This is a genomic window from Shimia sp., assembly GCF_041624275.1.
Taxonomy (GTDB): domain Bacteria; phylum Pseudomonadota; class Alphaproteobacteria; order Rhodobacterales; family Rhodobacteraceae; genus Shimia.
This window is the reverse complement of sequence record NZ_JBFJVE010000070.1, coordinates 1-13,477: the sequence shown is the minus strand read 5'-3', so window position 1 is coordinate 13,477 and position 13,477 is coordinate 1. Positions and strand designations below refer to the sequence as shown.

The window sequence follows — 13,477 nt, the reverse complement described above, 5'->3', positions numbered from 1 at the left end:
GCATGTCCCGGCGCAGGGCGTATGTCGTGCAGGAACACCGGGACGCCGCCGATCTCGTCGCGCACCCCCGGCACACCATCGGCGCTGCGGATCTTGCGCAGCACGGTCTCGGTGTCGTCGTGCTGCCAGTCGATCCGGCGGTCGGCCTGCCGCATGGCCGGTTGCAGGCGCCCCCTTGTCGCCGGGCTGTCGTAATCGAGCGGCCGGGGCTTGAAATCGGGTGTCTTCAGATTGGTCAGAGCGCGGCGCACCGCCGCCAGCGCGGCGCTGGTCACCTCGGCGCGATAGAGGCTCGATTTGGATCCGGCGCGCATGTCGAATTCGGCAGTGGCCCAGATCGGACCGGCATCCATCTCGGCCTCGGCCTGAAGCACGGTCACCCCCCAGCGCGGTTGGTTGCGCAGGATGGCCCAGTCCAGGGCCGAGGGCCCCCGATCGCCGATGATCCCGGGGTGCACGATCAGGCAGAGATGGTTGCGCCAGATCGTTTCGGGGATTGCCCGTTTCAGGAACGGCGCCAGGATGACGTCCGGCCTGAACAGGCTGGCGGCCCCGGCCAGGGTCGCGTCGTTGATGTCGAACTCGACCGAAACTTCGTGCCCGTCCGATTGCAGTTCGACAAACAGGCGTTGGGACAGGGAATTGAAGCCGTGGACCAGCAAGAGGATGCGCATCATCCCACCCCCAGCATGATGGGGCCGGCAGAGGCCACCACACCCAGGCCGACGGCCACGGCGAAACAGGCCATCGCGCCCTGGGCGAACAGGAAGAACCGTCCCGCCGCGACCTCGGCCCGCTGCAGGGGCCAGCTTGCGGCGCAGGTCAGCAGGGCCATTCCGAGGGTCGAACCCAGCCCGAACAGCAGGATATAAAGGAAGGTCACGCCGAGATCCTGGGTCGCGGCCGCGGCCAGGGCCACGAGCCCGGCCGAGCCCGCCGCGCCGTGGATCAGCCCGACCACATAGGAGCGGCCCGAGAACAGCCGCCGGTGTTCATGGTCGTGGCGATCGGTGTGATGCGGGGTCTGCGCCGACCCGTGACTGTGCACATGGAAATGGCGCGCGCCATCCCGATGGTCGTGCAGGTGGAAATGCACCTTGTCGCGGCGCATCCTGACAAGGACGCCGACGCCCAGGGCAACCAGCATCAGGCCGACGCCGACTTCCAGCCCGGCCTCGATCCGCGCCGTCAGAACAAAGCCCAAGAGCAGCACCGGCAGGCTGAGCAGGAACAGCGTCGTCGTGTGCCCCAGCCCCCAGGACGCGCCCAGCCAGGCCAGCCGCCGCCGCGTGTTGGCGTTCTTTGTCGCCAGCGTTCCCACCGCCGCCAGATGGTCGGCTTCCAGCGCGTGGGCCATGCCGACCACCAGTCCAAGGGCCAAGAAACTGAGCATATCGGCCTCCTAGCAGATCCGTGGCAGCTGTTCGCCGGCCAGCCAGTCGACGATCCGGGTTCCGCCGAAGCCGGTTTCCATGGTGACGAAGCCCATGTCATCCTCGACCACCTCTCCGATGATGGCGGCCTCCCGTCCCAGCGGGTTGGCCCGCATCGCGGCCAGCAGCGGCCCGGCCTTGTCGGCGGGGCAGATCGCCACCAGCTTGCCTTCGTTGGCGACATAGAGCGGGTCGAGCCCGAGCAGTTCGCAGGCAGCGTCGACCTCGGCCCTCAGCGGAATGTCATCCTCGCTGAGCCGCATCCCGACCTGCGACTGGTGGGCGATCTCGTTCAGCGTTGCCGCCAGGCCGCCGCGCGTCGGGTCGCGCAGGCTGCGGATTTCGGGCACCGCCGCGACCATGTCCGCCACCAGGCCGTGCAGCGCCGCGCTGTCAGAGCGGATCGCGGTCTCGAACTCGAGGTTCTCGCGGCTCGACATGATGGCGACCCCGTGATCGCCGATCGTGCCGCTGACCAGGATGGCGTCGCCGGGCCGTGCGTTGGTGCCCGAGATCTCCAGCCCGTCCGCCACCACGCCGACGCCGGTGGTGGTGATGAACACCCCGTCGCCCTTGCCGCGCTCGACAACCTTGGTGTCGCCGGTCACGACCGGCACCCCGGCCGCGCGCGCGGCCGCGGCCATCGAGGACACGATGCGTTCGAGATCGGCGAGCGGAAAGCCCTCTTCGAGGATGAAGCCGGCCGAAAGATACAGCGGTCGGGCGCCGGACATCGCCACATCGTTGATGGTGCCGTGCACCGACAGGCTGCCGATGTCGCCGCCGGGAAAGAACAGCGGAGAGACCACATGCCCGTCGGTGCTCATCACCAGGCGCCCGGGGGGCGGTGTGAACAGCGCCTGATCGTTGCCCTGCCGCAGCAGGTCGTTGTCGAAATGCCTGACGAACAGTTCCTCGATCAGCTGCGCCATGGCGCGGCCGCCCGAGCCATGCGTCATGTCGACCTGACCGCGTCGGAAGCTGATCCGCGTGGGAAAGCGTTTTTCCATCTTGCTCATGCTGCGGTCTCCTTGACCCGGTCGATGCGGAAGCGGCCATAGCTCCAGTAGGCGGCACAGGACCCTTCCGAGGACACCATGCACGACCCCTGCGGGTTGTCGGGCGTGCAGACGGTGCCGAAAAGCTTGCAGTCGGTGGGCTTCTTGACCCCGCGCAGGATCGCCGGACATTCGCAGCCCTTGACGTCGGTGCCGGTGCTCTTGGTGACGACAAAGCGTTTTTCGGCGTCCCATTGCGCATAGGCGTCGGTGATTTTCAGCGCGCTATAGGGCACGTCGCCCAGCCCTCGCCATTCGAAGGCGCGGCGCAGCTCGAACACCTCGGCCATAAGATCCTTGGCGACCTCGTTGCCTTCGGGGGTGACGACGCGGGTATATTCGTTCTCGACTTCGAAGCGGCCCTCGTTGACCTGCCGGATCAGCATCAGGGTGGATTGCATCACGTCGAGGGGTTCGAACCCGGCAATCACCACCGGTTTCTGGAATTCCTCGGCAAAGAATTCATAGGGCTCGCTGCCGATGATCGAGCTCACGTGGCTCGGGCCGAGAAAACCGTCGATCGAGACCTGTCCCAGGTCGCGCACCTCGGGCGATTGCAGGATGTGCTGGATCGCCGCCGGGGTCAGAACGTGGTTGCAGAAGACGCTGAAATTCGCCAGCCCCTCGGCGGCGGCCTGCTTGATCGCCACCGCCGTCGGCGGCGTGGTGGTCTCAAAGCCGATGGCAAAGAACACCACCTCGCGCTCGGGGTTTTCGCGCGCGATCCTCAGCGCGTCCTGGGTGGAATAGATCATGCGGATATCCGCGCCCGCGGCCTTGGCCTTGATCAGCGAGTTCTTCTTGCTGGCCGGGACCCGCATCAGGTCGCCGTAGGTGCAGAGGATGGCACCGTGGCGCTCGGCCAGTTCGATCGCCATGTCGATGCGCGGGATCGGCAGCACGCAGACCGGGCACCCGGGACCATGCACGAAACGCAGGTTTCGCGGCATCAGGTCCTGAACACCATAGCGGAAGATCGCATGCGTGTGGCCGCCGCAGAACTCCATGAAATTGTACTGGCGCCCGGTGTCGGCCTCGCGGCGGATGTCGGCCGCCAGCTTCCTGGCCAGGTCCTTCTGGCGGAATTCGTCAACGTATTTCATGATGATGCTGCCTCCAGTTCGGCCATCAGGGCCAGGGTGCGTCGGGCCTCTTCGGGGCTGATGCGGTTGAGTGCATAGCCCACGTGCACGAGCACGAAATCTCCTTCGGTCACCTCGCTGAGCAGGGCGAGGGACACGTCCTTGCGCACCCCTTCAAGCGATACGGTTGCGGTCTGTCTGTCTTCGGTGATCGCCACCACCTCGGCCGGTATTGCAAGACACATTTCCCGTACCTCCTATTCTGCAGCCTTGGCCGGACGGCCGATGCGGAACATGTCGCGGCTGGCGCGGATCCAGTTCAGCCAGTCGGCCATGCCCTCGCCGGATTTGGCCGAAACCATCAGGGTCTTGATCCGGGGGTTCACCCGGCGGGCGTAGTCGAGGCATTTGTCGACGTCGAAATCGAGATGCGGCAGCAGATCGGTCTTGGTCAGCAGCATCACATCCGAGGCGTGAAACATGTCGGGGTACTTGATCGGCTTGTCCTCGCCCTCGGTCACCGAAAGGATCACCACCTTGTGGGCTTCCCCCAGATCGAAGCCGGCCGGGCAGACCAGATTGCCGACGTTCTCGATGAACAGCACGCCGTCCTCTGCCATCTCCAGGTGGTCGAAGGCGTGACCGACCATGTGTCCGTCAAGATGGCAGCCCTTGCCGGTATTGACCTGAATCGCCGGGGCCCCGGTCTTGCGGATGCGCTCGGCGTCGTTGGCGGTCTGCTGGTCGCCCTCGATCACGCCCAGCTCCAGTTCTTCCTTCAGGGCCTCGATGGTCGCGGTCAGCAATGTGGTTTTGCCGGAACCGGGGCTGGAGACCAGGTTCAGCGCCAGAATGCCGCGCCTATTAAAGCTTTGGCGGTTGGCCTGCGCGTATTCGCTGTTCTTGGCCATGATGTCGGTTTCGATCTGCACCATCCGAGCCTGCGACAGGCCCGGTGCATGGGCATGGGCCGGGCCCCGGCCGTAATGGTGGGTGCCGTCGGGCGCGTGGTGATGATGATCGTGAGCATGACCGTGATCGTGGTCGTGATCGTGACCATGGTCGTGGCCGTGGTCGTGGTCGTGGTTATGGGCATGCCCGTGCCCGCCTTCGATCTTAAGGTTCCCCAGGGAACAGCCGCATATAGTGCACATCAGTCCACCTCCATTTCCTTGATCCGCAGCTCTTCGCCGCCGGTGATTTGTATCTGGTAGCTGCCGCAGTCCGGGCAGGGGTCATAGCGTTGCGTCACCGCGACCGACTTCGCGCAGGGCATGCACCAGCCGGTCACCGGCAGTTCGATCACCTCCAGCGCGGCGCCCGCGGCGACCCCGCCGCGCGTCACCACGTCGAAGCTGAAGCGCAGCGCTTCGAGTTCGACCCCGGCCAGCGGTCCGATTTCCAGCCACACCCGGCTGACCCGGCTGAACGACTGCGCCGCCGCCTGTTGCTCGATGATCTGAACGATGCTTTCGCAGATCGACATTTCATGCATCACGCGGCCCTCACTTCGAAATCGACGCAGGGGTCGATGGCTTCGATGACGGCGCGGGCGCGTTGTGCCCGGTCGGGTGTCTCCGGCACCGCGCGCAGGGATTGTACCGCGGCACCCCGGGGATGAAAGTTCCAATCGGTCGGGGCGAGAACATGGTAATCGGTGACAAGGCCACCGGAGAGGCGGGCGGCATGGATCAGGCGCCCGCGCGCGGTCTCGACCACACCCAGCCCGTCGGCGTCGCCGGGCAGAGGGCGCGGGTTGCGGATCTGGTCGGGGATCTGCGCCAGGTCCACCAGCCGCGCCACGTGCCGCGCCAGCAACCCGGCGCCGAATTCGGCGACCACGCGCGCCACCAAGGGGTGAGCGATCTGCCGCACCAGCGGGCCGGTTTCGCATGGCACACCAAGCCAGTCCGGCCGTCCGGCGAAGCCGGGGTCGGCCAGTCGCGCGGTGAGTTCGGCAGCCGGCAGGTCGGGCAGGGGCTGCGTATCGGTGGCGCCCAGCGACGCCCAGCCGAGGTCAAGCAGAGACGCCAGGTGACGCGGCGCAGGCGTCGGTGCCTGCCGCAGCCAGCCGTGCAGTGTCTCGACCGACGAGATTGCCAGGAAATCCCCGACCGCAGTTCCCAAAACGCGATCGGCGACCAGGTGCTCGAGCGCCGTGGCCACGCGCCGTTCGGCGGCGGGGTTTTCGGCAGCGTCCTGCATCCTGCGCACCAGGGTCATGAAGTCAGCGGCTTGGAACCCGGAGGCCTGAGTGCCGGCCTGCCAGCAGGTGAGAATGCGCAGCAGGTGTTCACGCGCGTTCTCGGCCAGGACCGCCAGGGCATCGGCCCGTGCAAGAACCCCGTTCGCCGGGGCCATCGCCTGCCGGGCCGCCGCAACATGGGCGCGGGCGCAAAGGGCGAAGATCGCCGGCAAGATCTCGAGAACCTCTTGCGGGGCGCGCCCGACGAACAGCCGCCCGATGTGGGCCGGTCGGTTCGAATGCAACCCGATTGCGCCGTCGCGGCAAAGGTCGATGGTGATCCTGCCTTCGGCGATCATGCGCCTTCCTCCGCTTTCAGTCCGGCGCCACCACCGCGCAGGAAGTCGCGCCGGCTGACCGCCGCCGGCGCCGTGGGCGGATCCTTCTCGGGCCCGGGCTCGGGTTCGGTCTCGGGGTCCGGATCCGGCCGCGGCGCGCGCCCTTCCCAGATGCCGCGCATGTCGGCATCCTCGTCTTCTGCTTCGGCGCCGCTGCTCAGCACCTCGGCAAGCGCCGCCAGCGCGGTTTCAGCGGCCGCATCCTGATCCTCGAACTCGAATACAGGTGAAAACAGGGAGCATGACAGGCTGTGTCCGAATCCCGCCTCGTAGCCGGTGATGAACTCGACCCGACCGGCCGGCAGGGCGATCTGCAACTTGTCCCCGACCTTGGGCGCGGTTTCGGCGAAATGTTCCTGCTGCTGCGGCACCAGCATCAAGTTCATGAACCACGGGGTCAGGAGAACCCCCAGGTGATAGTCTTCGAAGGGCTCGAACCCGAAAGCGGCGACCGTCAGCGCCGGGTTCAGGATCGGCACACCCTCCATGCGGCTGCTCTGGATCTCGCGATAGAGATCTTCCAGCCGTTCGCGGAGATATGCGCCGTGATCCTGCATCAGCCGTCCACCACCATGAAATCCTCGCGGCGCCCGTCGCAATTGGGGCACGACCAATGCTCGGGCAGCTTGGAAAACGGCGTTCCCGGCGGGATCTGCCAATACGTGTCGCCCGTTTTCGGATCGTATTGCCACCAGCAGATCTTGCACTCGAGAACCGAGCGGTCCGAGAGCTTGGAGACATCCCCGCCGAACGAGCCGCCGGAGAACCCGAGATCGGCGCCGGTTGTCATTCGTAGATCTCCATGACCTCGGCCAGGCGTTCGGCGCTGTCGTCGATGTCCTCCTGTGCGGCGCAGACCACCGCCGGCACATCGACGATTTCGATGGAGTTGAGAATGATCGCATCCTGCGCGTTGTAATACTGCACCCACCAGACGCCATTGGTGCGGGTCGAGCTGACCCGGCAGTTGCCGTAGCCGCGCGACAGCACGATGGTGCCGCCCACGCCCAGCTTCTCGGCCAGGTATTGCAGGTCCTCCTCGGTGTGTGGCAGCAGGCTGAGGTTGATCGAATGGGCGATGTCCCCGGGGTTGCGGGTCGCGACCTTGTCGGCGATCTCTGACAGCAGCGCAGGGGCATTGAAAACCGAGGCCGGGAGCGGCTCTTCGGCCTGGGCACAGGTTTCCGAGGCCCCGACAAACACCTGGTCACGCACCGTGTCCGGCCAGGCGCCGACTTCGATGGTGTCCCGCTGAAGGCCGCCCTGATCGTCGAAATGCAGCACCCGCCAGACCCCGGCAAAGACCGCTTCCTGGACCTGCAGCCGGCCACCGCCGACCATCGACACCTCGCCCTCGCCGAGGATCTGGTTGATCAGCCCGACGTCCTTCGGCTCCATCCCGGTCAGCTCCAGAACCGGCGCGGGGGCGCCGATTTGGTAGCTGGCCAGTATCCTTGCCAGTTCGTTCAGCTTGGCCTTGCCTGCCTCCATGCCGACCGTGTCTTCCGGTTCCGGCGCGATGGGCAGGTCGAAGGTGACCATCTCGCGCGGCATCTCCATATAATCGAGCGTCTGGCCATCTTCGTCCTGGGGCTGGCTGCCGGGTCCGGCGGCTCCGGGGATGATGAATTCGGTGGACATGAGCTGACCTTTCAGTGCGAGTGAGCGCGGTTTTGCGTCGAGGCAGAGCCGGCGGGGGCGCAGCCTTCGGGGAATTCGAATGTCGGCGGCGGTGAAGGTTCGCGGGCGAGGATCTCGTTGATCTCGGCGACGTAATCGGTCCAGTCGAGCACCTTCTGGATGACGCCCAGATAGCCGCCGTCGCGCAGGAAGATCAGACAGGGAAAGCGGTTGAACCGATAACGGGTCTGGATTGCGCGTTCGCTGCCGCGATCCAGTATGGCCGGCGTCAGCAGCCCATTCGAGGCCTTGACGATCTCGGGCAGGATGACGGCGACGTCGTTGACCTCGACATGGCGGTGCCAGTCGCCGCTGACGAACAGCACCACGTGGCCGTTCTCGGCGGCAAAGGCCTCGAGCGTCTCGGCGTCGACCACGGGAATGCTCTCGCGTTCGAGAATGCTGTCGATGAGCGGGGAATACATCAGCTCGGTTCCTTTCGGTTGGCGGCAGAGGTTTCGATGATGTCCGCGAACAGGTGGTCGATACTGGCGGGGTTGCCGGCCATGACCTCTTCCAGGGCCTGCAGGGCGTCTTGGGTCTTTGCCGCGTCTTCGGCCGAGATCACCTCGCGCGCGGCATCGATGAACACCATCAGCCATGTGCCCGGTGGCTGGTCGCCGACCAGCATGGTGTCGATCCGGCGGCTGCGCCCCCTGTAGTCGCACAGCGCGAACCCGGCGCCGCTTTCGACGACCTGCATCGGGAGGCCGAGGCACATCAGCCCGACCCCGCATGGTATTGCGCAAGCAGGGCTTCCATTTCGCCGTCGAAATCGCTGGGAGCCTTCCAGTTCTCATCGCGGATCAGCCGTTCGTCTCCGCTCCGGCACGCGACCTCTTCCGACGGGCGTTCACCTTCGTATTTTTCCGTGTTCATGATCGGGCAGGCGATGGTGCTGTCCTGCGCAAGCGGCGTGGTGCGGCGGGTGGCGGTGATGCCGAACCTGGCGAGATAGTCCAGCGCCGCCTCGATCGCCGGCGCCACCCGGGCCCAGGTTTCCGGGCGCAGGCTGCCGCCGAAATCCTCCAGTTCCACCGGCTGAACGCCGATCAGCAGCAGGTGGGCGGGCGGTTCGCCCATCATTTCCGCCATGGCCAGCACTTCCTGAAAGCCGGTCTGGTGCAGGCTGATCTTCTTGGCGCCAAGGAATTTCGGGACTTCGTCGCCCTCGACGAGCTTCATCGTGCCGGGGGGCAGGCCGTAGTCCACCGCATCGAACACGATCAGGATATCGGCGTCGCGCACATGCTGAACCAGATAGATGCCCTGGGTGCCGCCATCCATCAGGGTGACGTTGTCCGGGGTCTCATATTGCCGGTGGAATTCCTCCACCGCGCGGACGCCGAACCCTTCGTCCGCCCATAACAGATTGCCGATCCCGAGGATCAAAGCTCTTTGCGAAGCCGACACCACACCCTCCCTTGCGTGTTTCCTGTCCGTCGGTGTCCGGCGTCAGCCCGTGCCATCGCCGCACATCGCAGCGGGGCCGGGCGCCATTCGTTGCCGTATGGGGAATGAAATATTCCAGATATGGCAGAAAATCGGATACCAACCTTCCGATTAAGGAAGAGCCGATTCGCGGCAAGAAATCAAGAAAATAATCGGGGAATGATCAAAAGTGGAAAGAAACCTTCCAAAAAAATGGCGCCACGCATGCGCGCGGCGCCTTCAGGGGGGAGTGTTTTCGCGATCAGTGCTGATCGTCAGCCGGGCGGTCATCCTTGAACATCCGCCAGCCGGAAATCATCGAGCTGATGATCGACTGCCTCGACATGATGTCTTCGCGCACCGCCACATAGATGTGGGTGATGACAAAGCAGATGATGACCCACATGCCCAGGTGGTGCCAGCTGTGCACATCCTGGCTTTGCCCGAAGAGCGGGATGATCCAGGTCGTGAACCAGCTGTGCTGCCATGTGCCGGGGCCGGTGCCTTCACCATAAAGCGCCAGGCCGGTGAAGATCATGAAGACGATGGCCCAGACAAAGGCCACATGCATGGTCAGCGTGGCCAGCGGGTTGTGCCCGGCATATTTCTTGGGCTCCCGGATCAGCATCATATACCATTTGATCTCGTGCCAGACCTCGCCCCACCATTTCGGGTTCCAGACCTGCGGCAGGAAGATCTGCCGGGCATGGCTGTTGCCGACAATCGCCCAGTAGATCCGGAACACGAAGCCGACGATGACCAGATAGGCGGCCACGAAATGGATCCAGCGGATATAGCCCATGATGTAGTGGTCATAGGCTTCGCCGCCGACCGACGGCAAAGGCGAGCCGATCAGATAGCCGGTGATGGCCAGGGCGGTGATCGAGAAGGCGTTGACCCAGTGCCAGATCCGCACCGGCGCTTCGTAGATATAGACCGCCTCCTCGCTATGTCTTTGTGCTGTGCTCATGACTGCCTCCCTTAGCGAACCTTGACTTCGGCCAGTTCTTCCCCGTCTTCCGACATGACGTGGGTCGAGCAGGCAAGACAGGGGTCGAAACTGTGCAATGTGCGCAGGATCTCGACCGGCTCTTCGGGAACCTCCATATAGGTGTTCATCAAAGAGGCCTCGAAGGCGCCGATATTGCCGTCGTTGTCACGCGGCGAGCCGTTCCAGGTGGTCGGCACCACGCACTGGTAGTTGTCGATCTTGGTGTCCTTGATCTTGATCCAGTGCCCCAGCGCGCCGCGCGGCGCCTCGGTGAAGCCGACGCCCTTGACCTCCTTGGGCCATGTCGCCGGGTCGAACTGGGACGAATTGGCGGTGGCGCTGTCGCCGGCCTTGATATTGGCGATCAGCTTGTCGAGGAAGTAGAGCTGCTGCTCTGCCGCCCATTCCGCCTCGAGAGCACGGGCCGCGGTGCGACCGAGCGTCGAGAACAGCGCCTCCACCGGCACGTCCAGGGTGCGCAGGACCGATTTGATCTGGTTGGTGAAATATTCGTGCCCCTGGGCATAGCCGATGACATAGCGCGCCAGGGGGCCCACCTCCATCGCGTGACCGCGCCAGCGCGGCGCCTTGATCCAGGAATACTTGCCGCTTTCGTCGAGCTGCTTGATATTGGTCTTGGTGCCGATCAGCCCCGGGCCATGTTCGTATTTGGCTTCGGTGACGCCATCCCACGGGTGCAGCCCGACCTTTTCGTCGTCATACTTGTACCAGCTGTGCGGCACGAATTCCTGCACCTGCTGGGGATCGCGCAGGTCGACTTCGTGGACCTCGTCCAGCTTGCCGTTGATGATCGCGCCACGTGGCATCATCAGGTTGCCGGCAGAGTAATCATTGGCACGGTCGGGGATGTCGCCGTAGGAGAGGACATTCCGGCTCGACAGGCCGCCGCCATAGAGCCAGCCCTTGTAGAAAGAGCCCACCGCGAGAACGTCCGGAATATAGACGTTCTTGATGAAGGCGATGGCGCGTTCGGTAACGGATCTGACATAGTTCAGCCGCTCCATGTTGATCGGCGCCCCGGCGGCCATGTCGCCATCCATGTTGATCGCGCAGGGCACCCCGCCGACCAGCCAGTTGGGATGCGTGTCCTTGCCGCCGAAGATGGTGCGGACGGTCATGATCTCCTTCTGGAAGTCCAGCGCCTCGAGATAATGCGTCACCGCCATCAGGTCGGCCTCGGGCGGCAGCAGATAGGCCGGGTTGCTCCAATAGCCGTTCTTGAACGGGCCCAGCTGGCCGCTTTCGACGAATTTGCGGATCCGGGTCTGCACGTCGCGGAAATAACCGGGCGAAGACTTCGGATGATGCGGCGACACCTTCTGCTGCAGCTCCGAGGTCGCCTTGGGGTCGGCCTTCAGCGCGTTGACCGGGTTCACCCAGTCGAGCGCGTGCAGATGATAGAAATGCACCAGGTGGTCATGCACCTGCAGGCTGAGCTGCATGATGTTGCGGATCGAGTTGGCGTTCTCGGGGATGTCGATGTTCAGGGCATCCTCGACCGCGCGCACCGAGGTCAGCGCGTGGGTGCCGGTGCAGACGCCGCAGATCCGCTGCACGAAGGCCCAGGCGTCGCGCGGGTCGCGGCCCTTGAGGATCACCTCGAGGCCGCGCCACATGGTGCCGGTCGAGACCGCGTTGCGGATGAAGTTGTTCTCATCGACGTTCACTTCGCAGCGCATATGGCCCTCGATCCGGGTCACCGGGTCCACCACGATGCGTTTGCCGCTGGTATCCAGCGAATAGCCGTTGGGGGTCTGTTGAATAGACATTATGCGTCATCTCCCTTTTGAGCGATCCGTTTCACGACGCTCACACCTGCATGGATTGCGGCGGCACCGCCGACGATCGCGGCGGCCTTCATGCCGATTTCGTCGGCATCGGCCTCGATGCCAAAGCCCTTGATGTCGGTCAGGCGGTCATAGAATCCGCCCTTGTCCCAGAAGCCGTCCTCGGAGCAGCCGATGCACGGATGCCCGGCCTGGATCGGGAAGCTGAGCCCGCCGTTCCAGCGCACCGTCGAACAGGCGTTGTAGGTGGTCGGCCCCTTGCAGCCGACCTTGTAGAGGCAGTAGCCGCGGCGCGCGCCCTCGTCGTCGAAGCTCTCGACGAACTGGCCGGCGTCGAAATGCGGCCGGCGATAGCATTTGTCGTGGATGCGCTGCGAATAGAACATCTTCGGCCGGCCCTGATTGTCGAGCGACGGCATCTTCTCGAAGGTCAGCATGTAGGTGATGACGGCGGTCATCACCTCGGAAATCGGCGGGCAGCCCGGCACCTTGATGATCGGCTTGTCGGCGATGCCGGGAACCTTGTGCGTGGGGGTGGCGCGGGTCGGGTTCGGCCGCGCCGCCTGCACGCAGCCCCAGGATGCGCAGGAGCCCCAGCTGACGATCGCCTTGGCGTGTTCGGCGACGTGACGCAGCTGCTCGACAAAGGGCTTGCCGGCGATGATGCAATACATGCCGTCCTCGTCGAGGGGGGCGTTGCCCTCCACCGCCAGGATGAAGTTGCCGTCGTATTTGGCGATGGTCTCCTCGATGATCGCCTCGGCCTGATCGCCGGCGGCGGCCATGATGGTGTCGTCGTAGTCGAGCGAGATCATCGACAGGATCACGTCCTTGGCCAGCGGATGCGCCGAACGGATGAAGCTTTCCGAACAGCAGGTGCATTCCAGCCCGTGCAGCCACAGCACCGGGATCCGCGGCTTGGTTTCCATCGCCTCGGCGATCTGCGGTGCAAATGCGGGGCTGAGGCCCAGGGCGCCTGCCGCCAGGCTGCAGTATTTCAGAAAGCTGCGGCGGGTGATTCCCTGCCGCCGCATCACTTCGTAGAAGGTTTCATGCATCTCCGTCTCCCTTGATTGGGTGTCCTGTCACAGCGAGCCGCCTCGCTCCGACCACCAGCTGGGTGAAAGGAAAAGCAATTGGGGGGTCGCGGACGACAAAAAAACGCAGAGTGCCGTCACTTGTCGGTAAAGTGCTGCAAAAACAATTGGTTGATATTGATTCTTCGGGAAATTTTCCGGAAAATGCTTTCATCGTGGGGCAAAAACCGGAAGCTGTCTTGCCGCCAAATGGCGGCTGTGGGAACCCGGTTACCATCCACATTCCTGCTGCGGCGCAGCATCGCCCGGCCGTGGAACTCCGGGTTCCGGCCGCGCCCGCCCGCGCACCGCCAAAGGAAAAGGCGCCCTGTGTC

18 protein-coding genes are annotated in these 13,477 nt (G+C 64.5%); 1 reads left to right on the top strand and 17 read right to left on the bottom strand.

What is annotated here, in order from left to right; all coding sequences use genetic code 11:
* From ABZD10_RS07440 to ABZD10_RS07360, 17 genes are all read right to left on the bottom strand, one after another.
* A partial coding sequence (locus ABZD10_RS07440; protein ID WP_372885512.1) for a formyltransferase family protein occupies positions 1-674 on the bottom strand: 674 nt, incomplete at its 3' end.
* Positions 674-1,393: a hypothetical protein gene (locus ABZD10_RS07435; RefSeq protein ID WP_372885511.1), complete on the bottom strand. Its 720-nt coding sequence runs from the start codon at positions 1,391-1,393 to the stop codon at positions 674-676. The genes ABZD10_RS07435 and ABZD10_RS07440, both read right to left, overlap by 1 nt.
* A 9-nt stretch (positions 1,394-1,402) precedes the next feature.
* On the bottom strand, positions 1,403-2,452 hold the full coding sequence (gene hypE / locus ABZD10_RS07430; protein WP_372885510.1) for a hydrogenase expression/formation protein HypE: 1,050 nt from the start codon (positions 2,450-2,452) through the stop codon (positions 1,403-1,405).
* A complete protein-coding gene (gene hypD, locus ABZD10_RS07425) occupies positions 2,449-3,594 on the bottom strand; it encodes a hydrogenase formation protein HypD (RefSeq protein ID WP_372885509.1) in 1,146 nt (381 codons plus the stop codon). The genes hypE and hypD overlap by 4 nt, the downstream gene beginning before the upstream one ends.
* Entirely contained in the window at positions 3,591-3,818 is a 228-nt protein-coding gene (locus ABZD10_RS07420; protein ID WP_372885507.1) for a HypC/HybG/HupF family hydrogenase formation chaperone, read from the bottom strand. Before ABZD10_RS07420 ends, hypD begins: the two co-directional genes overlap by 4 nt.
* A gap of 12 nt (positions 3,819-3,830) precedes the next feature.
* Positions 3,831-4,727: a hydrogenase nickel incorporation protein HypB gene (hypB, locus tag ABZD10_RS07415; protein ID WP_372885506.1), complete on the bottom strand. Its 897-nt coding sequence runs from the start codon at positions 4,725-4,727 to the stop codon at positions 3,831-3,833.
* Complete coding sequence (hypA, locus tag ABZD10_RS07410) at positions 4,727-5,068, bottom strand: hydrogenase maturation nickel metallochaperone HypA (RefSeq protein WP_372885504.1); 342 nt, start codon at positions 5,066-5,068, stop codon at positions 4,727-4,729. The genes hypB and hypA overlap by 1 nt, the downstream gene beginning before the upstream one ends.
* Entirely contained in the window at positions 5,068-6,117 is a 1,050-nt protein-coding gene (locus ABZD10_RS07405) for a nickel-dependent hydrogenase large subunit (protein ID WP_372885502.1), read from the bottom strand. Before ABZD10_RS07405 ends, hypA begins: the two co-directional genes overlap by 1 nt.
* Complete coding sequence (gene hybE / locus ABZD10_RS07400; protein ID WP_372885501.1) at positions 6,114-6,713, bottom strand: [NiFe]-hydrogenase assembly chaperone HybE; 600 nt, start codon at positions 6,711-6,713, stop codon at positions 6,114-6,116. The genes ABZD10_RS07405 and hybE overlap by 4 nt, the downstream gene beginning before the upstream one ends.
* Positions 6,713-6,946, bottom strand: coding sequence for a rubredoxin (locus tag ABZD10_RS07395; protein ID WP_372885500.1), 234 nt, complete (start codon positions 6,944-6,946; stop codon positions 6,713-6,715). Before ABZD10_RS07395 ends, hybE begins: the two co-directional genes overlap by 1 nt.
* Entirely contained in the window at positions 6,943-7,797 is an 855-nt protein-coding gene (locus tag ABZD10_RS07390) for a hydrogenase expression/formation C-terminal domain-containing protein (RefSeq protein ID WP_372885498.1), read from the bottom strand. Before ABZD10_RS07390 ends, ABZD10_RS07395 begins: the two co-directional genes overlap by 4 nt.
* Positions 7,798-7,808: 11 nt before the next feature.
* The gene (locus tag ABZD10_RS07385) at positions 7,809-8,261 is read right to left on the bottom strand and encodes a hydrogenase accessory protein (RefSeq protein ID WP_372885497.1); all 453 of its coding nucleotides are present in this window, start codon (positions 8,259-8,261) and stop codon (positions 7,809-7,811) included.
* Positions 8,261-8,557, bottom strand: a complete 297-nt coding sequence (locus ABZD10_RS07380; RefSeq protein WP_372885496.1) for a HypC/HybG/HupF family hydrogenase formation chaperone — start codon at positions 8,555-8,557, stop codon at positions 8,261-8,263. Before ABZD10_RS07380 ends, ABZD10_RS07385 begins: the two co-directional genes overlap by 1 nt.
* Positions 8,557-9,249 carry a HyaD/HybD family hydrogenase maturation endopeptidase gene (locus tag ABZD10_RS07375; RefSeq protein ID WP_372885495.1) on the bottom strand — a complete coding sequence of 231 codons (693 nt, stop codon included), beginning with the start codon at positions 9,247-9,249 and terminating at the stop codon, positions 8,557-8,559. Before ABZD10_RS07375 ends, ABZD10_RS07380 begins: the two co-directional genes overlap by 1 nt.
* Positions 9,250-9,529: 280 nt before the next feature.
* The gene (gene cybH / locus ABZD10_RS07370; RefSeq protein ID WP_372885494.1) at positions 9,530-10,237 is read right to left on the bottom strand and encodes a Ni/Fe-hydrogenase, b-type cytochrome subunit; all 708 of its coding nucleotides are present in this window, start codon (positions 10,235-10,237) and stop codon (positions 9,530-9,532) included.
* Between the two features lie 11 nt (positions 10,238-10,248).
* Entirely contained in the window at positions 10,249-12,048 is a 1,800-nt protein-coding gene (locus ABZD10_RS07365; RefSeq protein WP_372885493.1) for a nickel-dependent hydrogenase large subunit, read from the bottom strand.
* Positions 12,048-13,124, bottom strand: coding sequence for a hydrogenase small subunit (locus ABZD10_RS07360; protein WP_372885492.1), 1,077 nt, complete (start codon positions 13,122-13,124; stop codon positions 12,048-12,050). Before ABZD10_RS07360 ends, ABZD10_RS07365 begins: the two co-directional genes overlap by 1 nt.
* 110 nt (positions 13,125-13,234) lie before the next feature.
* Between ABZD10_RS07360 and ABZD10_RS07355 the strand changes: the two genes are divergently transcribed.
* A partial coding sequence (locus tag ABZD10_RS07355) for a hypothetical protein (RefSeq protein ID WP_372885491.1) occupies positions 13,235-13,477 on the top strand: 243 nt, incomplete at its 3' end.

Excerpts from the sequence above, each read along its gene's own strand:
- ABZD10_RS07360 (WP_372885492.1), bottom strand. The coding sequence starts at position 13,124 with ATGCATGAAACCTTCTACGAAGTGATGCGGCGGCAGGGAATCACCCGC.
- ABZD10_RS07420 (WP_372885507.1), bottom strand. The coding sequence starts at position 3,818 with ATGTGTCTTGCAATACCGGCCGAGGTGGTGGCGATCACCGAAGACAGA.
- ABZD10_RS07435 (WP_372885511.1), bottom strand. The coding sequence starts at position 1,393 with ATGCTCAGTTTCTTGGCCCTTGGACTGGTGGTCGGCATGGCCCACGCG.
- ABZD10_RS07390 (WP_372885498.1), bottom strand. The coding sequence starts at position 7,797 with ATGTCCACCGAATTCATCATCCCCGGAGCCGCCGGACCCGGCAGCCAG.
- ABZD10_RS07365 (WP_372885493.1), bottom strand. The coding sequence starts at position 12,048 with ATGTCTATTCAACAGACCCCCAACGGCTATTCGCTGGATACCAGCGGC.
- ABZD10_RS07385 (WP_372885497.1), bottom strand. The coding sequence starts at position 8,261 with ATGTATTCCCCGCTCATCGACAGCATTCTCGAACGCGAGAGCATTCCC.
- ABZD10_RS07380 (WP_372885496.1), bottom strand. The coding sequence starts at position 8,557 with ATGTGCCTCGGCCTCCCGATGCAGGTCGTCGAAAGCGGCGCCGGGTTC.
- hybE (WP_372885501.1), bottom strand. The coding sequence starts at position 6,713 with ATGCAGGATCACGGCGCATATCTCCGCGAACGGCTGGAAGATCTCTAT.
- hypD (WP_372885509.1), bottom strand. The coding sequence starts at position 3,594 with ATGAAATACGTTGACGAATTCCGCCAGAAGGACCTGGCCAGGAAGCTG.
- hypA (WP_372885504.1), bottom strand. The coding sequence starts at position 5,068 with ATGCATGAAATGTCGATCTGCGAAAGCATCGTTCAGATCATCGAGCAA.
- hypE (WP_372885510.1), bottom strand. The coding sequence starts at position 2,452 with ATGAGCAAGATGGAAAAACGCTTTCCCACGCGGATCAGCTTCCGACGC.
- ABZD10_RS07395 (WP_372885500.1), bottom strand. The coding sequence starts at position 6,946 with ATGACAACCGGCGCCGATCTCGGGTTCTCCGGCGGCTCGTTCGGCGGG.
- ABZD10_RS07405 (WP_372885502.1), bottom strand. The coding sequence starts at position 6,117 with ATGATCGCCGAAGGCAGGATCACCATCGACCTTTGCCGCGACGGCGCA.
- hypB (WP_372885506.1), bottom strand. The coding sequence starts at position 4,727 with ATGTGCACTATATGCGGCTGTTCCCTGGGGAACCTTAAGATCGAAGGC.
- cybH (WP_372885494.1), bottom strand. The coding sequence starts at position 10,237 with ATGAGCACAGCACAAAGACATAGCGAGGAGGCGGTCTATATCTACGAA.